This is a genomic window from Paraburkholderia sejongensis (assembly GCF_020880815.1).
Taxonomy (GTDB): domain Bacteria; phylum Pseudomonadota; class Gammaproteobacteria; order Burkholderiales; family Burkholderiaceae; genus Paraburkholderia; species Paraburkholderia sejongensis.
In genome coordinates, this window is record NZ_JAJITD010000011.1 from 42,571 (window position 1) to 66,618 (window position 24,048).

At 66.5% G+C, this 24,048-nt stretch carries 25 protein-coding genes; 9 read left to right on the forward strand and 16 right to left on the reverse strand.

What is annotated here, in order from left to right:
* Nucleotides 1-6 precede the first annotated feature (6 nt).
* A complete protein-coding gene (locus tag LJ656_RS21655) occupies nt 7-1,200 on the reverse strand; it encodes a ligase-associated DNA damage response exonuclease (RefSeq protein WP_230511415.1) in 1,194 nt (397 codons plus the stop codon).
* A 274-nt stretch (nt 1,201-1,474) separates the two neighbouring features.
* Between LJ656_RS21655 and LJ656_RS21660 the strand changes: the two genes are divergently transcribed.
* The 4 genes from LJ656_RS21660 to LJ656_RS21675 all read left to right on the forward strand — a co-directional run bounded on the left by LJ656_RS21660 (nt 1,475) and on the right by LJ656_RS21675 (nt 7,091).
* A complete protein-coding gene (locus LJ656_RS21660; protein WP_230511416.1) occupies nt 1,475-2,377 on the forward strand; it encodes a YihY/virulence factor BrkB family protein in 903 nt (300 codons plus the stop codon).
* A gap of 104 nt (nt 2,378-2,481) precedes the next feature.
* On the forward strand, nt 2,482-4,320 hold the full coding sequence (locus LJ656_RS21665) for a thiamine pyrophosphate-requiring protein (protein ID WP_230511417.1): 1,839 nt from the start codon (nt 2,482-2,484) through the stop codon (nt 4,318-4,320).
* Between the two features lie 302 nt (nt 4,321-4,622).
* Nucleotides 4,623-5,720 (forward strand): cell division protein ZapE, encoded by a 1,098-nt coding sequence (zapE, locus tag LJ656_RS21670; protein ID WP_230511418.1) that lies wholly within the window; start codon nt 4,623-4,625, stop codon nt 5,718-5,720.
* A 240-nt stretch (nt 5,721-5,960) separates the two neighbouring features.
* Entirely contained in the window at nt 5,961-7,091 is a 1,131-nt protein-coding gene (locus LJ656_RS21675; protein WP_230511419.1) for a hypothetical protein, read from the forward strand.
* A gap of 28 nt (nt 7,092-7,119) precedes the next feature.
* Here the strand turns inward: LJ656_RS21675 and tkt are convergent, their stop codons facing one another.
* From tkt to LJ656_RS21695, 4 genes are all read right to left on the reverse strand, one after another.
* Nucleotides 7,120-9,201, reverse strand: coding sequence for a transketolase (gene tkt / locus LJ656_RS21680; RefSeq protein WP_230511420.1), 2,082 nt, complete (start codon nt 9,199-9,201; stop codon nt 7,120-7,122).
* A 154-nt stretch (nt 9,202-9,355) separates the two neighbouring features.
* The gene (locus LJ656_RS21685; protein ID WP_230511421.1) at nt 9,356-9,901 is read right to left on the reverse strand and encodes a cupin; all 546 of its coding nucleotides are present in this window, start codon (nt 9,899-9,901) and stop codon (nt 9,356-9,358) included.
* 121 nt (nt 9,902-10,022) lie between these two features.
* On the reverse strand, nt 10,023-10,199 hold the full coding sequence (locus tag LJ656_RS21690) for a hypothetical protein (RefSeq protein WP_230511422.1): 177 nt from the start codon (nt 10,197-10,199) through the stop codon (nt 10,023-10,025).
* Between the two features lie 53 nt (nt 10,200-10,252).
* Nucleotides 10,253-10,567, reverse strand: coding sequence for a hypothetical protein (locus LJ656_RS21695; protein WP_230511423.1), 315 nt, complete (start codon nt 10,565-10,567; stop codon nt 10,253-10,255).
* A 221-nt stretch (nt 10,568-10,788) separates the two neighbouring features.
* Between LJ656_RS21695 and LJ656_RS21700 the strand changes: the two genes are divergently transcribed.
* A complete protein-coding gene (locus tag LJ656_RS21700; RefSeq protein ID WP_230511424.1) occupies nt 10,789-11,025 on the forward strand; it encodes a hypothetical protein in 237 nt (78 codons plus the stop codon).
* Nucleotides 11,026-11,043: 18 nt separating this feature from the next.
* Here LJ656_RS21700 and LJ656_RS21705 read toward each other — a convergent pair whose 3' ends face one another.
* From LJ656_RS21705 to LJ656_RS21720, 3 genes are all read right to left on the reverse strand, one after another.
* Nucleotides 11,044-11,289: a DUF6723 family protein gene (locus tag LJ656_RS21705; RefSeq protein ID WP_230511425.1), complete on the reverse strand. Its 246-nt coding sequence runs from the start codon at nt 11,287-11,289 to the stop codon at nt 11,044-11,046.
* 493 nt (nt 11,290-11,782) lie between these two features.
* Complete coding sequence (locus LJ656_RS21715) at nt 11,783-12,874, reverse strand: porin (protein WP_486651028.1); 1,092 nt, start codon at nt 12,872-12,874, stop codon at nt 11,783-11,785.
* Nucleotides 12,875-13,053: 179 nt separating this feature from the next.
* Nucleotides 13,054-13,731, reverse strand: a complete 678-nt coding sequence (locus tag LJ656_RS21720) for a MarC family protein (RefSeq protein ID WP_230511427.1) — start codon at nt 13,729-13,731, stop codon at nt 13,054-13,056.
* Between the two features lie 337 nt (nt 13,732-14,068).
* Between LJ656_RS21720 and LJ656_RS21725 the strand changes: the two genes are divergently transcribed.
* The 3 genes from LJ656_RS21725 to LJ656_RS21735 are packed head-to-tail and all read left to right on the forward strand — an operon-like array spanning nt 14,069 to nt 16,418.
* Nucleotides 14,069-14,284: a DUF3311 domain-containing protein gene (locus LJ656_RS21725; protein ID WP_230511428.1), complete on the forward strand. Its 216-nt coding sequence runs from the start codon at nt 14,069-14,071 to the stop codon at nt 14,282-14,284.
* Entirely contained in the window at nt 14,281-15,756 is a 1,476-nt protein-coding gene (locus LJ656_RS21730; RefSeq protein WP_230511429.1) for a sodium:solute symporter family protein, read from the forward strand. Before LJ656_RS21725 ends, LJ656_RS21730 begins: the two co-directional genes overlap by 4 nt.
* A gap of 14 nt (nt 15,757-15,770) precedes the next feature.
* Complete coding sequence (locus tag LJ656_RS21735) at nt 15,771-16,418, forward strand: glutathione S-transferase family protein (RefSeq protein WP_230511430.1); 648 nt, start codon at nt 15,771-15,773, stop codon at nt 16,416-16,418.
* 15 nt (nt 16,419-16,433) lie between these two features.
* Here the strand turns inward: LJ656_RS21735 and LJ656_RS21740 are convergent, their stop codons facing one another.
* A complete protein-coding gene (locus LJ656_RS21740; RefSeq protein ID WP_329958888.1) occupies nt 16,434-17,783 on the reverse strand; it encodes a GGDEF domain-containing protein in 1,350 nt (449 codons plus the stop codon).
* A complete protein-coding gene (locus LJ656_RS21745) occupies nt 17,746-18,426 on the reverse strand; it encodes a hypothetical protein (RefSeq protein ID WP_230511432.1) in 681 nt (226 codons plus the stop codon). Before LJ656_RS21745 ends, LJ656_RS21740 begins: the two co-directional genes overlap by 38 nt.
* A gap of 425 nt (nt 18,427-18,851) precedes the next feature.
* Here LJ656_RS21745 and LJ656_RS21750 point away from each other — a divergent pair, with 425 nt between their 5' ends.
* Nucleotides 18,852-19,919 (forward strand): aromatic acid exporter family protein, encoded by a 1,068-nt coding sequence (locus LJ656_RS21750; RefSeq protein ID WP_230511434.1) that lies wholly within the window; start codon nt 18,852-18,854, stop codon nt 19,917-19,919.
* Nucleotides 19,920-19,994: 75 nt separating this feature from the next.
* On the opposite strand, the gene LJ656_RS21755 is transcribed toward LJ656_RS21750, so the two are convergent.
* From LJ656_RS21755 to LJ656_RS21780, 6 genes are all read right to left on the reverse strand, one after another.
* Nucleotides 19,995-20,381 (reverse strand): cupredoxin domain-containing protein, encoded by a 387-nt coding sequence (locus tag LJ656_RS21755; RefSeq protein WP_230511436.1) that lies wholly within the window; start codon nt 20,379-20,381, stop codon nt 19,995-19,997.
* A 38-nt stretch (nt 20,382-20,419) separates the two neighbouring features.
* Nucleotides 20,420-21,361, reverse strand: coding sequence for a metallophosphoesterase family protein (locus LJ656_RS21760; RefSeq protein WP_230511438.1), 942 nt, complete (start codon nt 21,359-21,361; stop codon nt 20,420-20,422).
* A 119-nt stretch (nt 21,362-21,480) separates the two neighbouring features.
* A complete protein-coding gene (locus LJ656_RS21765) occupies nt 21,481-22,446 on the reverse strand; it encodes an aldo/keto reductase (protein ID WP_230511439.1) in 966 nt (321 codons plus the stop codon).
* A gap of 84 nt (nt 22,447-22,530) precedes the next feature.
* Nucleotides 22,531-23,178 (reverse strand): glutathione S-transferase family protein, encoded by a 648-nt coding sequence (locus tag LJ656_RS21770; RefSeq protein WP_230511441.1) that lies wholly within the window; start codon nt 23,176-23,178, stop codon nt 22,531-22,533.
* 34 nt (nt 23,179-23,212) lie between these two features.
* On the reverse strand, nt 23,213-23,677 hold the full coding sequence (locus LJ656_RS21775) for an SRPBCC family protein (protein WP_230511442.1): 465 nt from the start codon (nt 23,675-23,677) through the stop codon (nt 23,213-23,215).
* Nucleotides 23,674-24,009 (reverse strand): ArsR/SmtB family transcription factor, encoded by a 336-nt coding sequence (locus LJ656_RS21780; RefSeq protein ID WP_230511444.1) that lies wholly within the window; start codon nt 24,007-24,009, stop codon nt 23,674-23,676. The genes LJ656_RS21775 and LJ656_RS21780 overlap by 4 nt, the downstream gene beginning before the upstream one ends.
* Nucleotides 24,010-24,048: the final 39 nt, after the last annotated feature.

Sequence of the window (24,048 nt, forward strand, 5' to 3'; positions counted from 1 at the left end):
GTGCGCTCATGGCGGGTCGTCCGCGTCTGTTTCATTGATGGCGCGGGTTGCGTCGGTTGCAACGCTTGCGCCGATTACGTCGGTGACGCCGGTGACGCCAGTCACGTTCGTGGCCGGGGCTTCGTCGGCGCCCGCCGCGTCGGCTTCGACCGTGTCGTCGCCGTATTGCGTGTCGAACGCGCCGGCCTGCAAGCCCTGCTCGGCGAGCCACCGCACCATCGGTTCGACGGAGCCATGCGTGACGATCACGCGCTCAGCCCCGGTTGCGCGAATCGCGCTTTGCAGGCCGGGCCAGTCCGCATGATCGGACAGCACGAAGCCGCGATCGACGCCACGCCGGCGGCGCGCGCCGCGCAGCCGCATCCAGCCCGACGCGAACGCATCGCTGTAAGTACCGAAGCGCTTCAGCCATGCACTGTTTTGCGCGGACGGCGGCGCGACGATCAGCGCCTGTTTGAACACGGCCTTGTCTTTAACCGGTATCCCGGCGACCGCGCCGACGGGCGGCAAGCGCACCCCGGCGTCGCGATACGCGCGGTTGAGCGGTTCCACCGCGCCGTGGCAGAAAATCGGCCCGATGCCCGCATCGACGCTCGCCAGTACCCGCTGGGCCTTGCCGAACGAATAGCAGAACAGCACCGACGCGCGTCCTTCGGATGCATTGTGTCGCCACCATGAATCGATCGAATCGAACACGCTTTGCGGCGGATCCCAACGATAGATCGGCAGTCCGAAGGTCGACTCGGTAATAAAGGTATCGCAGCGCACCGGCTCGAACGGCGCACAGGTAGGGTCGGCTTCGAGCTTGTAGTCGCCGGACGCGACCCACACCTCGCCCGCATGTTCGATCCGCACCTGCGCGGAACCGAGCACATGGCCGGCCGGATGCAGCGACACGCGCGTCGCGCCGATCGCAAGCGGTTCGCCGTAGTCGAGCGTCTGCAACGCGATGCCGGGCAGTCGCGACAGCAGCACATTCGCGCCCCCACGCGTGGCGAGGTAACGTCGATGGCCGAAACGCGCGTGATCGGAGTGCGCATGCGTGATCACCGCGCGCTCGACCGGCCGCCACGGATCGATGTAAAAATCGCCGGCCGGACAATACAGTCCCTCCGGTCGCGCGACGACCAGATCAGAACGCGCGCCATGCTGCGTGGCCGGTTGCGCGTCAGGTTGGCGGTGATCTTGCGGCTGCTCCATCGGGCTGTGTTCGGCAAGCGGTTAAGAAAAGCGCGCACGCTCGGGCGCGGCGAGCGGGGTATCAAGCCGGCAAACAAGCCGGCAATCGAGCGGGTGATCAGGCAGTCAATCAGGCAGTGAAGCAGGCGCGCAATCAAGCGAACTGCAAAGCAAACTGCATGCCGCGCAGGGCCTGTTCATACATGGCCGCATTCGTGCTTACGGTATATAACCCAATCAGGCGCGTCCCAGGCCGCTGCGACCCGGCAGCGTCCGGCGCGCCGCGCGAGGCCCCATGCCGATTCTGCTCGACCAGCATGCGCTGTATATCGCCAGGCACCCCGGCCGCTTCATCCTGCAAACGCTGAAAGCGTTCCGCGCGAATCAGGGGCTGCTGCTGGCGGGCGCGGTCGCCTATTACGCGTTGCTGTCGATCGTGCCGCTCTTGATCCTGATCGTGATCGTGCTGTCGCGGGTGCTGCCGCAGCAACTGATTCTCGACGCGCTGAGCCATCTGCTGCGCTGGCTGGTGCCGGGGCAGTCGAATGCGCTGGTCCACGAACTCGCCAATTTTTTGCAGCATCGCGCGGTGATCGGCTGGGTGCTGCTGCTGACGATGATCTTCTTCAGTTCGCTCGCGTTCACCGTGCTGGAAAACGCGATGTCGCTGATCTTCGTGCACCGGGTCGTCGTGAAGCGCCGCCATTTCCTGGTGTCGGCGCTGCTGCCTTACTGCTACATCCTGTTTCTCGGCCTCGGGCTGTTGATCGTCACCCTCGTGTCGAGCGCGCTGGAAACCTTCGGCACGGTGGGCCTCGAAATGTACGGGCTGCATCTTTCGTTTCACGGCATTTCGCGTGTGCTGCTGTATCTGCTCGGCTTTGCCGGCGAAATCTTCGTGCTCACTTCGGTGTACCTGGTGATGCCGGTCGGCCGGCCGTCGCTCAAACACGCGCTGATCGGCGGCGTGGTGGCCGGCGTGCTGTGGGAAGTCACCCGGCATGTACTGGTCTGGTATTTTGCGACGCTATCGCAGGTCAGCATCGTCTACGGCTCGCTGACGATGGCAATCGTGATCCTGCTGAGCCTCGAATGGCTCGCCACGTTGCTGCTGTTCGGCGCGCAGGTGATCTCGCAATACGAGCGCTTCGGCCGTGAGGCGCTCGACGCACCGCAGCCCACGATCACCACCGAATAGGGTTCCGGCAAGCCAGCCGCAAGGAACACCCCTTGCTCGACCGCTACCGACACGGGCCGGCGCTTGCGCGCGGCCGCAGCGGACCCAATCGAGGAGCGAGGATCATGGCTGAAACCGTCGGCGATTTCATCATCGAACGGCTACACGCATGGGGCGTGCGGCGCATTTACGGCTATCCGGGCGATGGCATCAACGGCGTGTTCGGCGCGCTCAGCCGTATGCAGAGCGAAGCAAAAAAGCGCCACAAAGAAACCGGTCAGCCGGGCCCGATCGAATTCATTCAGGTCCGTCACGAAGAAATGGCCGCGTTCATGGCGTCCGCGCATGCGAAATTTACCGGCGAACTGGGCGTATGCATCGCGACCTCCGGACCGGGCGCGTCGCATCTGCTGACGGGTCTCTACGATGCGCGGATGGATCATATGCCGGTGCTGGCGATTACCGGTCAACAGGCGCGCGCGGCGATCGGCGGACACTATCAGCAGGAACTCGATTTACCAGCGATGTTCAAGGACGTTGCCGGCGCGTTCGTCGGCATGGCGATGGTGCCCGCGCAGGTGCGCCATCTGGTCGACCGCGCGGTGCGGATCGCACTCGCCGAGCGCGCGGTCACCGCGCTGGTGCTGCCGAACGATCTGCAGGATCTGGAATACGAAGCGCCCGGGCGCAAGCACGGCACGCTGCATTCGGGGATCGGCTACGAGCGGCCGCGCGTGGTGCCGGCCGACGAGCAGTTGCGCAAAGCGGCCGAGGTACTGAACTCGGGCCGCCGGGTCGCCATTCTGGTCGGCGCCGGCGCGCTGCACGCGACCGACGAAGTGATCGCGATCGCGGAGAAACTCGGCGCGGGCGTCGCCAAGGCGCTGCTCGGCAAAGCCGCGTTGCCCGACGATCTGCCGTTCGTCACCGGTTCGATCGGCCTGCTCGGCACCAAGCCGAGCTACGACATGATGACCCACTGCGATACGTTGCTGATGATCGGCTCGGGCTTTCCGTACGCCGAATTTCTGCCGAAGGAAGGCGACGCGCGCGGCGTGCAGATCGACATCAAAGCCGACATGCTGAGCCTGCGTTATCCGATGGACGTGAATCTCGTCGGCGATAGCGTCGAGACCTTGCGCGCGCTGCTGCCGTTGATCGAACAGAAGCGGGACCGCGCGTGGCGCGAGCGGATCGAACGCTGGACCGGCGAATGGTGGAAGACGCTCGAGCAGCGCGCGCTCGAACCCGCGAAAGACGGTGTCAATCCGCAGCGCACCGTATGGGAGCTGTCGAAGCGGATTCCTGCGAATGCGCTCGTCACCAGCGATTCCGGCTCGGTGGCGAACTGGTACGCGCGCGACCTGAAAGTGCAGCGCGGGATGATGTGTTCGCTGTCGGGCGGCCTCGCATCGATGGGCGCGGCGGTGCCCTATGCGATCGCCGCGAAGTTCGCGTATCCGCAGCGGCCAGTGATCGCGCTGGTCGGCGACGGCGCGATGCAGATGAACAACATGGCCGATCTGATCACGGTCGCGAAATACTGGCAGGGCTGGAGCGATCCGCGCTGGATCTGCATGGTGCTGAACAACGGCGACCTGAACCAGGTCACGTGGGAGCAGCGCGTGATGGAAGGCGACCCGAAGTTCGAGGCCTCGCAGGACATTCCGTCGGTGCCGTACCACCGCTTCGCCGAGATGATCGGCCTGAAAGGCATCTACGTCGACGATCCCGAACAGCTCGGCGCCGCGTGGGACGATGCGCTGTCCGCGAACCGTCCGGTCGTGATCGAAGTGATGGCCGACCCGAACGTGCCGCCGCTGCCGCCGCACATCACGATCGCGCAGGCCAAGGCGTTCGCGCAGACCTTGCTGAAGGGCGACCCCGACGAGGGCAACGTGGTCGTCGAAACCGCGAAGCAGGTGCTCGGCGCAGTGCTGCCGGGGCATCGCGACAGGAACTGACGATCCGCGCGGCGCCGGGTTGCCACGCGGGTGGCCGCTTGTGCGGGTGGCCACGGTCCGGCGCCCACGCCGCTGGTAGAATGGTGCGCACTCGTGAGTGCGATTCGATGCGCGTCGGTTACCTCGCCATTCGTAGGCGACTGATTCGATCACGCAATGCAGTGCATCTTTCGCGCATTGCATCTTCAGTTGCGCCACGTGGTCCCGTTACGTCAGCCGCTCTGTCATGTTCGCACCCGCCCTCGCCGCTCGCGCGCGCGTCACCGTTTACTTCACGCCGTCATCCAACGGCGCTCCCGCCGATGCTTGACGAAGCCCGCATCACTCGCGCGCTGACCGCGCGCGGCATCACGCCAGATCCGCGTCAACGCGAAGCGATTGCCGCGCTGGCCGCGTCTCTCGGCGCGCGGCAACACGCGCGGCGCGCATGGTCGGGCCATGCATTCGCAGCGCAAGGCGTTTATTGCCACGGACTGCCGGGGCGCGGCAAGAGCCTCGTCGTCGATACGGTGTTCGAGCTTGCGTCGTGCCGCAAACGGCGTCTGCACTTCCATGAGTTTCTGCGCGAGATGAACCGCCGGCTCGTCACCGCGCCGCGCAGCGACGACCGGCTCGGCGACGTGTCCAAGCAATGGCTCGACGGCATCGAGCTGCTGTGCTTCGACGAATTCCATGTGCACGACGTCGCCGATGCATTCCTGATGGGCCGTTTTCTCGATACCGCGATCGGCCTGGGCACCTGCATCGTGCTGACCTCGAATTACGCGCCGGACGATCTGTTGCCCGACCCCGAGTTTCACGAACGTTTTCTACCGACCATCGCGCAGATCAAACGCTGCTTCACGGTGGTCCATTTCGACGGCGCGCGCGACTATCGCTTCGGCGGCGAGCCGGCCGAGGTGCCGCGGTTCTTCGCGCCGCTCGATACGTCGAGTGAGAACGCGTTGCGCACGATTTTCGCGAGCCACGAGCCCGGCGCGAAGCTCGAAGCAGTCAAGCTGAGCGCGGCGGGCCGCCCGCTCGAAGCGCGCGCGGCCGGCAGCGCACTGTTGTGGGCTGACTTCGAGCAACTGTGCGTGGTGAGCCGCTCGCATCTGGACTACCTCGATCTGGCCGAGCAATGGCAAGGGCTGATCGTCGACCGGCTGCACACCGACGCACTGCGGCAGTCGCACACGCTGCAACGGCTGATCTGGCTGATCGATATCTTCTACGACCGCAAGCGCGCATTGTTCATTGCGTCGGACCGGCCGCTCGAAGCTGCGTTGAGCGGCCTCGAAGGCGCGCACGATCTGTCGCGCACGCTGAGCCGGCTCGCGCAGATGCAATCGCGCACGTATCGCAGCACGCTCGAAGCGACGGCTGCCGACGACGCGCCGGAGCAGACCGCGGACGCATAGCTTGCGCCCTTGGCGCCGCGAAGAGCCGCTCGCGAATTTCACGCAAATCTTGCAATGCGGCTGCAAATCCTGCCAACGCGGGTTGTCGCCGTCCGCGCGTTGCGACCGCTCGCAAATCGCGTCGCGCGAACTGCCTGGCGGCGTCGCACGCGGCCCCGCCGCTCGCGCGGGAACGGCATCTGCTACCGCGACCGCAGACTCCATTTCCTCAGCGGATTAGCCGCCGCTCGCGTCCACTCCATGCCCAGAAGCGCCTTCGTCGCGGCCGCCGTATGCGCCGCTTGCCTCACTTCCGCCTGCGTGCATATCGGTCCGTCGCGGCTCAAAGCCGACCAGGTCGACTACGCCCGCGCGCTCGGCGACGCCAAGAAGCGCGAGATTCTCGCCGCCGTGATCGGCTTGCGCTACGGCGACGCGCCGGCGTTTCTGACGGTCAGCAACATCATCGCCGCGTACACGTTCGACACCAGCGGCGGCGCGACGCTGAACGCGGGCTCGGGCAGCATGCCGAACTACGCGCAGGCGACCGCCGGCGTGTCGTATTCGAACCGGCCGACTTTCACGTTCACGCCGACTACCGGTGAAGCATTCGCGTCCGCCTATATCCGGCCGCTCGCACCGTCGCTGGTATTGCCGCTCGCCGAGGGCGGCGTGCCGATCGATCTGCTGCTGCGGATCACCGCGCAGTCGATCGGCGGGCTGCAGAACGGCAACGCGCTCGGCGGCGAGAACAGCGCGGGCGCGCCGGGCTTCTTCGAATTGATCCAGGCGCTGCGCCGTTTGCAGCTGGCAGGAGAACTGAATATCGAAACGCGTCAGGTCGATGCGCGCCCCGCCAACAAGGCGGCCGGCAAGAGCGGCAACGATGCCGCCGCGACCGCGCAACTCGGCGTGTTCCTGACGATCGGCGCGACCAGCAGCGGCGAGTCGGCGCGTACCGCCGCGGATGTCGCGCGCGTGCGCAAGCTGCTCCATCTGTCGCCGAAGACGCACAGCTACGAGATCGTCTACGGGCCGTCGTCCGGTTACCGCAACGGCGAGCGCATCACGATGGTCACGCGTTCGGTGCTCGGTATCCTCAGCGATCTCGGCGCGCAGGTGCAGGTGCCGCCCGAACGGATCGCCGACGGTTCGACCAAGCCGACCGTCGGGCTGATCGGCGGCGAAACCCGGCCCACGATCATCATCCATTCCGGTCAGCGCGCGCCGGCCGATGCATATGTGTCGATCGCTTATGGACCGTCGGTGTACTGGGTCGAGCGCAACGACTTCGATTCGAAATACGCGTTCACCGTCGTGCAGAATCTGATGGCGCTCGCCGAGGCCGACACCAGCAACAAGGCGCCGGTGGTGACGATCCCGGCGAATTGACGCGCTCGCGCGGGCGCCCGGCGCTCGCTCACCGCGCCGCGCCGCCTTGCACCCGCGCGATCTGCTGCTTCGCGGCCGCATAGACGGCATCCGGCGTGAAGCCGAATTTCTTCTTCAGATCGGCGAGCGGCGCCGACGCGCCGAACGTATGCATGACGACCTGCGCGCCGAGCCGGCCGGTATAGCGATCCCAGCCGAGCGACGCGGCCTGTTCGACGGCAACGCGCGCATCGATGTCGGACGGCAGCACCGACTCCTGGTACGCCGCATCCTGGCGCTCGAAGATATCCCACGACGGCATCGACACGACCCGCGCGGCAATCCCCTCGCCTTTCAGCTTCTCGTACACGTCGGTGCAGATCGACAGCTCGCTGCCGGTCGCCATCAGGATCACTTGCGGTTTCTGGCCGGCGGGCGCGTCGGCGAGCACGTACGCGCCGCGCTGTACCCCGCTCGCCGCCGCATAGCGGCTGCGGTCGAGCGTCGGCAGCGGCTGCCGCGACACCACGATGCAGGCCGGCCGATGGGGCTGCGAGAGCGCGACGCGCCACGCTTCGGCCGCTTCGTTCGCATCGCCGGGACGCAGCACCGTCAGTCCGGGCACGCCGCGCAGCGACGCCAGCTGCTCGATCGGCTGGTGGGTCGGACCGTCTTCGCCGACGCCGATCGAATCGTGCGTGAACACGTAAATGGCCGGCACTTCCATGATCGCCGACAGCCGGATCGGCGGCTTCATGTAGTCGCTGAAGATCAGGAAAGTCGAGCCGTACGCGCGCAGATTCGATAGCGCCAGGCCGTTGACGACCGCGCCCATCGCATGCTCGCGAATGCCGAAGTGCAGATTGCGGCTGCCGTAGTTGTCCGCTTCGAAGCTGCCGGCGCCCTCGAATTTCAGGTTGGTCTTGGTCGACGGCGACAGGTCGGCCGCGCCGCCGATCATCCACGGCACCCGCGCGGCAATCGCATTGAGCACCTTGCCCGACGATTCGCGTGTCGCGATCCCTTTCGGGTCGGCGTCGAAACTCGGGATGTCGCAGTCCCAGCCGTCCGGTAGCTGATGCGCTTCGATCTGCGCGAATTCCTGCACGAGTTGCGGATACTGCTTTTTATAAGCGTCGAATTTGCTCTGCCATTGTTCGCGCGCCGCCTTGCCGCGCGCGCCGATCCCCTGCGCGAAACGTTCGTGCACGCCGTCCGGTACGTAGAAGAACTTATCGTCGGGCCAGCCATATGCGCGCTTCGCGGCCGCGACTTCATCGACGCCGAGCGGCTCGCCGTGCGCGGACGCGGTGTCCTGCTTGTGCGGCGCGCCCCAGCCGATGATGCTGTGAACCACGATCAGCGTCGGCCGGTCCTGCACGCTCTTCGCTTCGACCAGCGCCGCTTCGAGCGCGGCCGCGTCGTTCGCGTCGTCGACGTGCAGCGTGTGCCAGTGATAGCCGCGAAAGCGGGTCTCGACATCGTCGCTATACGCAAGATCGGTATGGCCTTCGATCGTCACGCGATTGCTGTCGTAAATCCAGATCAGGTTCGACAGCTTCAGATGGCCGGCGAGCGATGCCGCCTCATGCGAAATTCCTTCCATCATGTCGCCGTCGCCGCACAGCGCATACACGCGATAGTCGAATAGCTGGGCGTCGTTCCGATTGAAACGGTTCTCGTACCAGCGCGCGGCCATCGCCATCCCGACACTGTTGCCGAGCCCCTGGCCGAGCGGCCCGGTGGTGGTTTCGACGCCGGTCGTCATCCGGTACTCGGGGTGGCCCGGGGTCTTGCTGTCGATCTGGCGGAAGTGTTCGATATCGTCGAGCGACACCGCGGGCGCGCCGGTCGGCTTGCCGTGCGCATCGACCGCCTTGACGCCGGCCAGATGCAGCAGCGAATACAGCAGCATCGACGCATGGCCGACCGACAGCACGAAGCGGTCGCGATTGGGCCACAGCGGCTCATCGGGGTCGTAGCGCAGATGGTTCTGCCAGAGGTGATAGGCGACTGGCGCGAGCGCCATCGGCGTGCCGGGGTGGCCGGAATTGGCTTTCTGCACGGCGTCCATCGACAGCGTGCGAATCGTATTGATGCACAACTGGTCGAGGGCGGGATCGTTTTGCATAATACGCTCCTTGTTCGGCAATGCGGAAGATCGCGGTAAAGCCCATCGATGATGCGCTTTTGCCCGCGACCGTGCACGCCAGCGCACAGCGGTTGGACGACTCGACAAGGACAACGACAAAGATATCGACAATGACGACCGCAGCCGCGCCCGTTCAAAGCGCCGGCAACCAATACTCGATCACCGGCCCGTGCTTGCCGTCGATCGGATCGAGCGGCGGAAACGGCAACGCGAGCATCGCGTCGAGTTCCTGCGGCGTGAGCGCTTCGCGGCGGATATCCCACTGCTGCCCGGCCGGATAGCCGGCGACCACCTGAAAATGCCGCTCGAACGATTGCAGGCAATGGCCGGTACCGGCCGGCAGCAGCAGCGCGTCGCCCGCGTGCAGCGTCACCACGCGCCCGCCCGGACCGCCGACGATCACCTCGGCGCTCGCCGCGGTCACGCCGAGCACCTCGTGCGCGGTCGCGTGGAAATGATGGAAATCGAAGATGCCGTCGCGCCATTGCGCGGGCCACGTGTTGCGCTCGAACAGGATTTCGAACGCGGCGGCCAGATCGCCGCTGGCGGGCGCCAGCGCGCGGCGGTAGATCACGACCGGCAGTTTGCGGTTGTTCGGCACCCAGTCGTGCGGCTCGAGCATGAATGCTTCGTACTCGGTCTGCGCGGCATCGAAGCCGTGTTTCGAATCGTTGAACATGGTTGACTCCTGACTCGCTGGCGCGGGTTGTGCGTCCGCGCGCCGGCCCCGCTGCAAGGCCGCGCGTGCGCCGCGCCAACCGCGCGCCAGGCTTGTGATTCGCGTAGCGTCGCGCACCGCGCTAGCCGCCGCCGATGCCTTGCAGCACCTTGCCGGTGCCGCCGCAGACGGTGCACTGCTGGCCCTCGACCTGGCCGGTGCCGCGGCACGCGCTGCAGATGTCTTCGCCCACGCCGGGGGCGTCGGGCGGCGCTTCGTCGCCGGGATTTAGCGGTTCGGGTGGCTCGTTCGGTTGCATGCGGATTCTCCTGGGTGTGCTGAGGGTTCGACACGTGGCGCGTGCGCGAGGCATCAGTCCCCGCCCGTCTCCTTGCGATGGGACTCGCGCCCGCCGCCGCCCGGCGGCTCCGCGTGCGGGCCGGTGCCGAGCGGCACTTCGGCGCTTTGACGGGGCGGCTCGCTCGAGCGCGGCGGATTGGTCGCGCGGTCCACGCCGGTCTGCACGACCGGCTCGATCCCGAGCGGACTCGGCTCGACGTAGTGCGTGCCGCTCGGCCGGTTGCGGGCTTTCACTTCGTCGGACGGTTCCGGCCAGTCGCGCTGCGCGCGGGCGGGTTCGCGGTCTGCGGGTTGGGTTGGCGCATCTGTGGGTTGGCGATCCTGCATCTCGTTCTCCTCGTGGTTCCACGGGTGTCGCGCCTGGGCGCGCGTCCCGTCGTTAGCACTGGCATCTGTTCGTTGCAGCAACAATCGCGCCTTCCGGATGCTCCGCGGAGCTCCCAAAGCCGCGTCGACGGGCATGGCCGTTGCGCCATGGAGGTCAGCAATACCACTTAATTTCTTTGTAAAAGCGAAACACCCACTGCCGCGTCTGAAAGGAGAACGCCATGAGCATCACGACGATTCGCGTGTCCGACACCGAGGTGCAGGTCGAGCGCACGCTGTACACGTTCGCGCAAAAGAGCGATGCGGATGCGTTCCAGAGCTGCCTCGTCGACGGTCAGGTGGATACGTGCTATCGCGCGCATCCGCCGCTGTCCGCGCGGCCGACCGTGCCCGACGAACAGCCGGACGATCCGGCGCGCGGCAGCACGATTTCGCCGTCGCTGGGCGGCATGCCTTGAGCGCTGGGCACGCGTCGTTCAGCTCTCCGGCGCCGCGCGGTCGGCCGCGACGATTTCGCGGCCGTACTCGATCGCCGCGCGCCGTGCTTCGTCGGCGGTCGCGAACGGGCCGATTTCCGGCGCGCCGTCGAACGGAAACAGAATTCTTCGATCAGCTTTCCTGATTACTTTCAATCCACCGATATAACGGCCGTCGCCTGTTCCGTGATAGCTGGCGAAAATCTCGAAGTCGTCGTCAGCCACGTCGGCCTTGTGTCGCGCCATGGGTATTCCTTGCGGGTGCCTTTTGCCGTGCGATGTGCGATGTACGTCGCGAAGCGCGGCGCGCACCGAGGTTGCGGCGCGCGCTGCTTCATCGAGCACTAGCGGCGAGCAATAGACGTTCCACGCGACGCACGCGCACGCCGGCACGGCATGCGGGTTGCGCAGGGCAACACAGACTTTCTGGAGATCAAGATGGACTTGCCGCTATCGAAGTGCGCCGCACCCCAACCGTTCGAATGGATCGCGTTAGCGAGCCGACCAGGATCGCTGCGGCTGCACGTGCCGGTGCCGCCCGAAGTCGATCCGAACATCGACCCGAAGACACCACCGCCGAACATCGACCCCGACCCGCAGCCGGACGATCCGCTCGAGAACCCGCAGCCGCCCGCCGGCGATCCGCCCGCGAGCCCGCCGCCGATGCAGGCGACAGGCGACAGGCGACAGGGCAGCCGCGGCGGCGGCGACTGCCTCGCCGCCGCGCGCGGAACCGCCGTCAAAACTGATGCATCATCCCGACATACGCGCCGGTCTGCGAATCGCCGACGAGCGGATTCGTATTGCTGCTCGAATCGCGCGGCGACGCCTGCAGCGAGAAGTTCGAATTGCTGCCGTTGCTCACATAGCCGACGGTGCCATACAGGAAGGTGCGCTTGCTGATGTTGTAGGTCGTGCCTAGCAGATACATCATCGCGTGACCGGACGGGTCGTGCGCAGCGTCGCCGCTGCCTGCGCCGACGTGGATGTAGTAGCCGCCGGCGGTCACCGCCCAGCGCGATTGCGGGCTGTAGGTTGCGCCCAGCCAGTAGTGATCGGCTTTATCGGCGACCCCGGCCGGCGAGTCCGGCGCCGAGTAATGCGTATAGGCGCCCTGGATCTTCACCTCGCGCAGATGCACGTTCGCGCCGACGAAATATTCACGCGACGCCTGGAAGATATTGCTGAAGCGCCCGCTGTTGTCGCGTAACTCGTCGTAGATCCCGCGCATGTCGAACAGCGGCGAATGATAGGTCAGCATGATGCCGTTCGAGCGGCCGAATTCGCCCGGCGCGCCGCTGTTGAACGAGCCCGGCTGATTGCCGAACGCGTATTGCCCCTGCACGTCGAAGCCCCAGAACACCGGGCTCTTGTACTCGATGTTGTTGCTGGTCTGCTGCCAGTTGCGCCCGCGCACCAGCGACGCCGACGAGAACGCCTGCTGCACGAACGGATCGAATTCCCACACGCCGTCGCTGTCGATGAACAGATTGCGGCCGGCCTGCAACGTGCCCCACTGCTGGCTCTTCAAGCCGGCGAACGCGCGCCGCGACCATAGCCGGCCGCCGCTGGTGGTGCCGTCCATCACCTGCAAGCCGGTTTCGAGGTTGAAGATCGCGGCGAGACCGCCGCCGAGATCCTCGCTGCCCTTCAGGCCGAGCATGCTGGTGCCCCAGTCGCCGCCCTGCGCGCGCCAGCGGCTCGCACTGCCGCCCGCGCCGTCGTTGATGTGATTCATGTATTCGAGGCCGCCGTCGAGGCGCCCGTACAGCGTCACGCTGGTTTGCGCGTGGGCGGGGCACGCCGCGGCCAGCGCGCCCGTCAGGAGCATGGAGTGAATGATGAGCGGTCGTTTCATCGAATTGTTGTGGTCCGTTTGGCGCGCTGCAGGGAAGACTGAACGCTGCCCACGATAAGATAGCCGTCAATCCGGTCAGCGCCAAACCGAAATGCATGGTTTGGCCACGACATTCGCATTTATTCGTCGAATTTATTCGCAATGAGTGGGGCCTAGTGCGCGGCCGGTGGCATCGTCGCGATCGGAATCAGGAATTCCGACACGCCGGTCAATATGATCTGCACACCGATGCACAGCAGCAGGAACGCCGACACCCGCAGCGCGACCTTGGTCCCTTCCACGCCCAGGTAGCGCGGGAACACCGTTGCGCGGCTATAGACCAGATACACGGTGGCCGCCACCAGCAACGTGATCGCGACCGACGCGATGCTGGACGCGACGAACGCCGACAGCTTGTGGGTGCGGTTCGCGGTCAGCGCGATCGCGGTCGCGATCGAGCCTGGCCCGGTGGTCAACGGGATGGTCAGCGGAAAGAAGGCTTTCGACATCGCGTTCTCCGCGTCGACGCGCTTGACCCCCGCCTGATCGGCCGCCGGCGTGTCCGGCGCGTTGAGCATCTGCCAGCCGCCGACCGCCAGCGCAAGCCCGCCGCCGATCCGCAGCGCTTCCATCGAAATACCGAAGAAATGCAGCACCGGAGTGCCGATGAAGAACGCCACCAGCAGCACGCAGGTGGCGTTGATTGCGATCTTGCGCGCGAGCGCGGTGCGCTCCTCGCTGGTCAGCGCCGCGGTGCGGTCGAGAAACACGAACGCGCCGCCGATCGGATTGATGATGCTGATCAAGCCGGTAAAGCCAAACAGAATGTCCGAGATCAGGCTTTCGACCATTTAGATGTCCATGTGTGCGCGAGTGAGCGTTGCTGGAGCCGGCGCTCCGCGCGCGGGGCCGGAAAATGCTGCAGTGCTGGCAGATGATATCGCGCCGCGCCGGCCACCCACAGCAAAAACCGCGTTGCGCGCAGTGCCCCGGGCGAGCGTCGCGCGCGCCGGCCCGCTTTGCGGCGCAGCAATCCGCGCGGAAAGATGCACGCGCAACTTTCGTTAAGCCGACATTTATTTTGATCGACTTTACGGCGCGCGAGTATCGGGCATACAGTCTTTCGCGAAGCCGGACTTTCACGACACGAATCCCTACGAAACGATTACCAGTCGAGGAGCTGCCCTCATGTTGCTTCGTGTACTCGCCGCACTGCCGTTCCTCGGCATGCTGGTCGGCATTGCGTTTGTCAACCGCGTCGAGCCGCTGGTGCTCGGCATGCCGTTCGTGCTCGCGTGGATCGTGATGTGGGTGATCCTCAGCTCGATCATCATGGCCGTCGTCTACAAGCTCGATCCGGCCAATCGTCAGGTCGCCGTCGACGCCACGGAGGTCCGCCCATGAGCGCACTGATCATCATCGCGGCGGTCACGCTGTTCGCGCTGTTCCTCGGCGTGCGCGCCAGGCGCGGCCACGACATGAGTCTCGAACAGTGGAGCGTCGGCGGCCGCAGCTTCGGCACCGCGTTCGTGTTCCTGCTGATGGCCGGCGAAATCTATACGACCTTCACGTTCCTCGGCGGCAGCGGCTTCGCGTACGGCAAGGGCGCGCCGGTCTACTACATCCTCGCGTACGGCACGCTCGCGTACATCCTGTCGTACTGGATGCTGCCGCCGATCTGGCGTTACGCGAAATCGCACCGCCTCGTGTCGCAACCGCACTTCTTCTCGCGCAAGTACGACAGCCCGGCGCTCGGCACGCTGGTCGCGCTGGTCGGCGTGGCCGCGCTGATTCCGTATCTGGTGCTGCAACTGAAGGGCCTCGGCATCATCGTCGCGACCGCGTCGTATGGCGCGATCTCGTCGACGGCGGCGATCTGGATCGGCGCGCTCGTCGTGACCTCGTACGTGATCGTGTCGGGCGTGCGCGGCTCCGCGTGGAACTCGGTGGTCAAGGATCTGCTGATTCTCGCGATTGTGCTATTCCTCGGCATCTACCTGCCGCTGCATTACTACGGCAGCGTCGGCGACATGTTCCGCTCGATCGACGCCGCCCGCCCCGGCTTCCTGACCTTCCCGGCGCGCGGCTCCAGCGTGATCTGGTTCCAGTCCACCGTCCTGCTGACCGCGCTCGGCTTCTTCATGTGGCCGCATACGTTCGGCTCGATCTTCACCGCGAAGGACGAGCGCATCTTCCGTCGCAACGCCGCGGTGCTGCCGCTCTATCAGCTGATCCTGCTGTTCGTGTTCTTCGTCGGCTTCGCGGCGACGCTGCGAGTGCCGGGACTGAAAGGCGCGGACATCGACCTCGCGCTGTTCCGCCTGTCGCTGCAAACCTTCGACCCGTGGTTCGTCGGCGTGATCGGCGCGGCCGGGATTCTGACCGCGCTGGTTCCGGGCTCGATGATCCTGACCTCGGCGTCGACGCTGCTCGCCAACGACGTCTATCGCGGCATGCTCAATCGCAACGCGTCGGATGCGAGCGTTGCGACGCTCGCGCGGATGCTGGTGCCGGTGGTCGCGCTGGTCGCGGTCGGCTTCACGCTGAACGGCGGCGAGACGATCGTCGCGCTGCTGCTGATGGGCTACAACTTCGTGACGCAGCTGTTCCCGGCAGTGATCTGCAGCCTGTTCCCGCACAACCGCGCGACGAAACAAGGCGCGTTCTGCGGGATCCTGGCCGGCGTCGTGGTGGTCGCGCTGACCACCACGCTGCACTGGAGCGTCGGCCAGGTGCTGCCGTTCCTGCCCGAACCGCTGAAGGACGTGAACATCGGCTTCCTCGCGCTGTTCGTGAACGTAGTCGTGTTCGTGGTCGTCAGCGCGGTCACGCAGCCGCGCGCGGCCGAGCAGAAGAGCCACGTGTCGGTGCATTGAGGACAACGCATTTCGTGTCTTACGTTCTGTACTACTCGCCCGGCGCGGCCAGCATGCCGGTGCACTGGATGCTGATCGAACTGGGCGTGCCGTTCGAGGCCCGCCTCACCGACATCGACGCGGGCCGCCAGCGCGACCCCGAGTATCTGCGGCTGAATCCGTCCGGGCGGGTGCCGACGCTGGTCGTCGACGGCATGCCGCGGCACGAGTCGGCCGCGCTGCTGATGCTGCTCGCCGAGCGCCATCCCGACGGCGCGCTGGCGCCCGCGCCCGGCACGCCCGAGCGCGGCGCCTGGTTCGAATGGATGGTGTTCCTCGCGAACACGATGCTGCCGGCGATGCGCGACTGGTTCTACGCGGCCAGCGACGGCGATCCGGCCGGCGCCGCCGGCGTGCGCGCGCTCGCGGTCCGGCGCATCGAGGCTGCGTGTGCGCGGCTCGATGCGCATTTCGCCGCCGGGCATGACTATCTGGTCGGCGGGCGGCTCAGCACCGCCGATCTGCTCGCGCTGGTGCTGCTGCGCTGGACCCGCAACATGCCGCGGCCGGCGACCAGCGGCTGGCCGCATCTGACCGCGTATATCCGGCGGCTGCGCGCGTTGCCTTCGTTTATCGAGGTCAATGAGCGCGAGGGGCTGACGGAGTGGCGCAACGACGGCTGAGCGGCTCTGCTCCCCTTACGCCGGCGCCTGCCGGCCGCCGTGCGTCGCGAACGCATAGCCGTTCTTGCCGCCGCGCTTGACCTCGTACATCGCCGCATCGGCGACCGCGAGCAGGCGCCGGTGATCGTCGACGTCGTCGGGAAAACTGGCGATGCCGATACTCGCGCGCACGAGTCCCAGTCCCATCTCCTCGTCGGTGTCGATCACGCAGGCGATCAAGCGGCGCGCGATCTCGGCCAGCTCCGCCTGACTCGAAAACGCCGGCACCAGCACCGCGAATTCGTCGCCGCCGATTCGCGCGACCAGATCGCTCTTGCGCACCGACGCGAGAAAACGCGCCGATACCGCGGCGAGGAATTCGTCGCCCATCCGGTGACCGTACGAATCGTTGACCTGCTTGAAGCCGTCGAGATCGACATACAGCACGGCCATCCGCGCGTCGGCGGGCGACCCCGGCGCGTCGCCGGCGCCGTCGAGCGCGCTCTGCAGCTTGCGGCGGTTCGGCAGACCGGTCAGCGCATCGTGCAGCGACGCATGCTCGAACTCGTGCGACTGGCCGACCAGTTGCCGATTGCGCTTCGCGTACATGCCGAGCGCGCTGAACAGCATCAGGAACAGCAGCGCGGCCAGCGCGATCAACACGCGCGCGACGTGGGTCACGCGCAAGCGGAGATCGGCGCTCGACGCATCGCGTTGCGCGCGCCAGTAGGCGGCCACGCCGCGCAGCACGATCGCGGCGTCGGCGGTGGGGGCTGGGCTCGGGTTGGGATGGCCGCCCGCGCCGGCAGCCGGGCTTCGGTCCGTGCCCGCGGCGCCGCTTCGGGCGGCGTTTTCCTGCGGGTGCGAGGCGGCGGCGGCGTCGCTGCGCGGCGTCGCGGCCGTTGCGCCCGCTGCTGCCATGGCGGCCGTTGCCGCCAGCTCCAGCGGCACATGCGGCGCCGGCGCCGGACTCGCGTTGACGAGCGCGGCGAACGACGCAAAATGTCGCACGTAGGCGGCGCGGGCCTCCCCGTAACCCTTCGCGAACTCCGCGTCGTGCTTAGCCAGCGCGACGGGCACGCGCTGCCAGACCGCCCACTGCTCGCGCGCGCTGTCGGCACGCGCGGCCGCGTCGAGCACGAGCGCCGCGTACTCCTGCCGTAACTGGTCGGAAAGCACCATGCGGACCTGGGTCGCCAGATACAGCAGGCCGATCTGCAGGCACACCAGCGCGACCACCGCGATCGCGGTCGGGCCGGGCTTGATCAGCCATGCCGGCAGGCGCGCACGGGCCGGGAAACGCGCGCGCGGAGCAGCGTCGCGAGTGCCGGGCGCGCCGCCGGCGCGCTTACGGATGCGAGTAGATGTCCTGTTCCTGGCGGCCACTGTGCTGTTGACGGTAGCTCGCGCGGTGCAGGAACTGGCCCACCCGCGCAAACAGATTGGTCGAGTGCTTCGCGTTCGACGGCGCCGCGCGGCGCTCCTGCGCGAGTCGCGCGTCCTTCGCCGGTCGCGCGTTCCCCGGTCGCTGCGGCGGTGCGACGGCGGGGGTCACGGCGTTGGCGGCGTTCGCAGCATTCGCGGCGGGCGGGCCGAGCGGCGACGGCGGGTAGAGGTCGAGGCCGTTCGGTGTGTCGGCTGGGGCGGGGTTGGTGGCCAGGCTGTAAGCGGTGGTGGCGGCTGGGCCCGCCGTGTTGTCGGCGAGTCTGTCGGGCGGGTTGTAAGGCGCGGCGGCGACCGCGGGCGGCGTCGCCGCGCGCACCTGCCCCGCGGTCGACGACCCCAGCGCCGCGCGCGCGCTCGCGATCGCGTCCGCGTAGGTCTGCTGGTCGTGATTGAACCAGACGCTATAGGCGACCGTGCCGATCACGCCGAAGGTCAGCGCCGTGGCAGCCGCGATGCCCACCGCGAGACGGCCGAAGCGCGGGGGCGCCGGCCTCGTCGTGCGCGAGCCGTGCAAGTCCGTATCGAAATCCGGGCTCTGAGCAGTGGAACGACGCAGCTCAATATCGTCAAGATCGGTAGCCATCGCATACGCTCCCAGGGTGCTGTTACATCCGGCTGATTCCCGTTTCAAACGCCCCCGCCCGGCCGCGTGCCCGACCGGCTGAAAAAATGTGCAACGCAGGTAAAAGCTTCAATGGCAACCGGCCGCGCGATGCCCCCCGTCGGCCCGGCACGCGCAACGCGACGGGCTTTCGGCGAAACGCGCCAACGCCGCCGCCCTGTGGTGAGCAACAATTACGCCTGTCCGGCCGAGCGCGCCGGATGAGCGTGGCGGCTCGCCTGAAACAGGTCGGGAAGCCCGCGCGCCCGGGCTCGCCTGCGCAAGCGCCGGGCGCGTTGCGCTCGCGCCGGCTCGCGAAATTGTCGTCGGCTGGTGGTAAGGTCACGTCCGCGCGTCGCGCGAACTGATGCGACGCGCGCTTCCCAGTCATCGTCAGCATAAAAATCATGTCCAACGTGTATCTGCACAAACCCCTCACGCCGTGGCACCGTGCGCTCGCGCGTTTTTCGCTGTCGGAGACCGCCAAATACGCGAAGCTGACGCTCGGGCTGTGGATCGGTTTCGGCATTCCGTATCTGCTTGGCTATCCTGACGCCGCGGTGCCGCTGGCCGGTTCGACGATGCTGACGCTGGCGCTCGGAAGCTCGATTTCGGCGGCCCGCAGCTACTTCTACAAACGGGTGGTTTCGAACGTGGTCGCGATGCCGATCGGCACGCTGCTGATCTGGCTGACCGCGCCGCATCTGTGGCTCGCCGCGGCGCTGCTGCCGGTGGTGATCTTCAGCATCGTCGCGCTGCGGCCGTCGCTGTTCCAGATGACCAGCATCACGGTGCCGATCACGCTGGTGCTCTACACCGGCGAGCACCTTCCGCTGCTCGAACAGCGGCTGATCGGCGTGGTGCTGGGCATGTTTCTCGGCTTCGTGCTGCAGCAGATCGCGTTTCCGCCCGATCACGGCTTCTGGGCGAACACCCTCGTCAACGACGGCAACGAGCAGGCAACCGGCGTGCTCGCGCAACTGGCCGACGGCAAACTCGACAAGGCGCAGATCAAACCCGCCGCCGCGAAGCTGCGCGTGCTGAGCACGAACCTGAAACAGGCGCATCAGCTGCTGAAAAACGACATCGAGCAGGCGTGGGTGTCGCCGCATCTGGCGCGCAATGCGGTGCGGCTGCCGCTGTTCGCCGCTTATCAGGAGACCTTCGATACGCTGGTCAACTTCCTCGAAACGATCGACACGTTTCACGACCAGTTCGCCGCGCTCGATGCGGGCTGGCGCGAAGCGTTTCTCGCGCGACTCGCGATCCTCGTGAACACGCACCGGCAACTGGCCGAGGCCGCGGATTTGCGGGTCGAGCACGAAGCGCTCGCGGCGCCGCCGTTGCAGATGGAAGATTTGCGGCAGATGACCGAGGACTTGCCGGCCTCGAGTGTGTTTACCAGTGTCTATCTCGGCCATCTGACCGGCTACGGGATTATGCTGTGCCGGTTGAGCGACATGCACGCGGCGTGACGGGTGCAGCAACTTGCTGCCCCATCACCTGGCGCCCTTGACGCAATGGCGGATAGGGCTTCACGGCAAGCCGGCTTACTGCACCGTAATCGTGGCCTTCATATTCGGATGAATGCCGCAAAAAATTTTGTACACCCCCGGCTTGTCGAATTTGAACTGGTACGTGTCGTTCTGATCGAGCGCGGCCGAGCGGAACATGCCCGCATCGTTGACGACCGTATGCGGCTCGCCGTCCAGGTTCTTCCACGTCACCGTCGTGCCGGCCTTGATGGTCAGCTCCATCGGCGTGAACATGAAGTTCTTGATCGTGATCGCGTTCGGCGTGTCAGCCACGGTCTGTGCGTGCGCGGGCATCGGCATCGACATCGTGGTCTGCGCGAGCCCGGCCCCAGCCGACATCGCAAGAATCGCAAGACTGCCCAGCGCCACCGGCAACGCGCGGCTCATCAGATTGAATAACATCGCGGATCTCCTCGAGAGCGTTGAAAAAGCGCGTGCGCTCAGGCGAGCGTGGTGTCGTCGAGCGTCGCCTTCAGCGGATGACGCGCGATGCTGACGCTGGTCACGCCCAGCATCTTCGGCAACTGGCCGCTCGCCACTTTCAACGGCCCCGGGCCTTCGCCCTGACCGGCGACGGGCTGCGGATACGCGGTCGAGCGCGCGGTATGGAACGTGATGTTGCCCTCCACTTTCGTGACGATCTGATGGATATGGCCGTTGAGTACCGTCACCGAACCGAAGCGCTTCAGATAGCTCATCGCCTGCCCGGCGTCGCCGGTGCCCCAGCCCCACGGCTCGTAGATGGTCCACATCGGCATGTGCGCGAAGACCACCACCGGCGTGCTCGACGAGCGCCCTTTCAGATCGTTTTCGAGCCACTCGAGCTGCTCGTCGCCGAGACCGCCCAGCCCGTTCGGCTTGAAATGCATCACGTTGACGAGTCCGACGAAGTGCACGCCCTGATGATCGAAGCTGTAGTAGCCGCGGTTCTCCGATGCCTTGCCGAAGCGCTGGAAGTACTCGGTGCCGGGGCCGTCGGTCACGTCGTGCTCGCCCGGCACCGTGTGCAGTTCGGGGATCTTCAGCCCGCCCAGCAATTGCGCGGCGAGATCGAATTCGGACGCTTTGGACAGGTGCGTGATATCGCCGGTGTGGATCGCGAGCGGCGGGCGGGCCGGCATCGCGTTGACCAGATCGATCGTCTGTTGCAGCGTGGCCGCGACGTCGGGATTCGCTTCCTTGTTGAAACCGATGTGGGAATCGCTGATCTGCAGGAACAGCGGCGCGCCGGCCGCCGAGGTGTTCTTTGCATCGGCGGCGAGCGCCAGTTCGACCGGCGTCAGCACGCCGCCCGATAACATGAAAACGGTGCCGAGACCGCCGAACGCAAGGCATTTCAGCGCGCCGCGCCGCGCCGGATCGAATGATTGATGTGACGACATGGTGACCTCACGATAGGAATTCGCAGAACCGCAGCCGGTTCGTGAGGCATGACTGGCGTCGTGGGAGTTTTATTCCCGGGTGGCAGAGGGTTTTTTGGAGCGGCGCTAAACGGGCCGAACTAGCCGTTCACCGCCGCAACGATCCGTGCGCGCATCGCGGCATCCGGCAGCGGCCCCGAGCCGGCGCGCACGTTATCCGCCATATATTGCGGCCGCCCGGTGCCGGGAATCACGACCGTCACCGCCGGATGCGCGAGCACGAACTTCAGCAGCAGTTGCGCCCAGCTGGTGCATTCGATCTCGCCGGCCCACGCGGGCAACGGCGTTTTCATCACGCGCGCGAGCAGCCCGCCGCCGCCGAACGGCTGATTGATCAGCGCGCCGATGCCCAGCTGCGCCGCCAGCGGCAGGATGCGCTGCTCGGCCGCGCGATCGTCGGCCGCGTAGTTGATCTGCACGAAATCGGGTTTTTCGCTGCGCATCACGGCGGCGACTTCGTCGAACGCGCTCGACGTGTAGTGCGTGATGCCGATATAGCGAATCCGGCCCTGCGCTTTCCACGCGCGCAACGTCGCGATCTGCGTGCGCCAGTCGCGCAGATTATGGATCTGCATCAGATCGATGCGCGCCTGCTGGAAGCGCTCGAACGACTGCTCCATCTGCGCGATACCGGCCTCGCGTCCGTCGGTCCAGACCTTGGTCGCGACGAACGCCCGGCGATGCGCGTCGAGCTGCGTGAGCAATGCGCCCGCGACCGCCTCGGACGAGCCGTACATCGGCGACGAATCGATCACCGAGCCGGCCGCCGCGAACAACACGCGCAACACGTCGGCGAGTCGCGCGCGATCGTTCGGGTCGTCGCCGACGTCGAACGTGCGCCAGGTGCCGCAGCCGATCACCGGCAGACGCTCGCCGCTCGCGGGGATCACGCGCTGGTTCATCTTCGGCAAAGTGGTCAGGTCGGGCGGGGTTTGAGCGCGCGCCGGCGGGCCATCCAGCAGCGGCGGCAACGCGAGCGCAGCCGGCACGCCGAGCGCGCCGCGCAGAAACCGGCGCCGGCTTTCGGGAGTCGATCGAAGTGTCATAGCGCGAGGCGCGCCGCGCATGCGCGCCGCCAGCAGTTCGGGAAACGCCCACGATACTGCAATCGCGCCGACGCCGCGCGTGCGTCATGCGTGCGCGGCAGCTTGCTCCGCTTGCTGCGCGTGCTCCGGAAACGGCTTGCGCCACGCGTCGAACTCGTTCAGCTGATCGTGCCAGCGACGCACTTCGGGGAATTCGTCGAGCGGCATCGCCGAGCTTTGCGCATACGGCAGCGTCACGCCGACCGAAAAATCCGCCACCGACAACGCATTGCCGAGCAGCCACTTGCGCCCCTTCAGATGCTGATCGAGCACCGCCGTGTGCTGGCGGAAAAAGCGTTGCGATTCGGCGACTTTCGCGTCGTCCGGCGCGCCGAGCCCGACCCACTTCTTGATCAGGTGTTCGAAGTAAAGCGAACCCGCATGCCGGTACAGATGCTGGCTGTTCCAGCTCATCCAGCGCACCACGTCGATCTGCTGCGCCGGCTCGTGCGGCCACAGCGGCGAATCGGCGCGCTGCGCGAGATGGCAGATGATCGCGTCGGCTTCCCACAGCTTGCGCTCGCCGTCGACCAGCGTCGGCACCTTGCCGTTCGGATTGATCGCCAGATACGCGGGCTGCGTGTGCTCGCCGCGGCGCAGATCGACGAATACATAGTCGATTGGCAAGCCTAAGTATCCGGCCACCGCGCAGGCTTTGCGCGGTGCGAGCGTTTCGGCGTAATAGAGCTTCATGGGGACCTCGGTGTGGATGGAAGGAAGCGCTGCCCTACGCGCCCTCGCTCGCCAGCTCGCCAAGCAACGCGTCGAGCTTGTCGAACGCGCCGCTCCAGCCGAGCCGGTGGCCGTCGCGGGCGGCTTCGTCGAAGAACTGCGCGTGCGTGAAGTTCAGCTCGGTGCCGCCGTCGATCGGGCGCAACACGATCGTCACCAGCGACTGCCGCTCGGGCAGCGTGACCCACTGCCACGTGAACACCAGCTTGCGATCGCGCTCGACTTCGCGGTATTCGCCGCGACAGTCGTGGGTTTCGCCGTCCAGCGTCTGGAACACGACGCGAAAGCGGCCGCCCACGCGCGGATCGGCCTCGGCGCTCAGTACCGGACCGCCGTCCGGTCCCCACCAGCGCGCCATCAGTTCGGGCCGCGTCCACGCCGCGTAGATCCGCGCCGGCGGCGCCTTCAGATGCCGCACGATCGTCAGGCTGGGTTTCTGTTCGGTCACTCGTTCGGTCATTCGTCCGCTCCTTCGACAAGATCGGTCAGCCGGTCCAGACTCGCGGACCAGAAGCGCTCGTAGCGCCTGAGCCACGCCATCGCCTCGGCCATCGGCGCGGCCACGAGTTCCACCGACACCGTGCGACCGCGCTTCGTGCGCGCGATCAGACCGGCCTCGCTCAACACGTCGAGATGCTTCATCACCGCCGGCAGCTTCAGCGGCAACGGCCGCGCGAGTTCGCTGATCGACAGGCCGGGCTCGCGTTCGAGACGCGCGAGGATCGCCCGCCGCGTCGGGTCCATCAACGCGGCAAAGGTTCGGTCGAGTTGGCTGACTGGATACTTCACCATGCGGTGAACTATAGACGCCAACTCGCCGAGGTCAAGGTC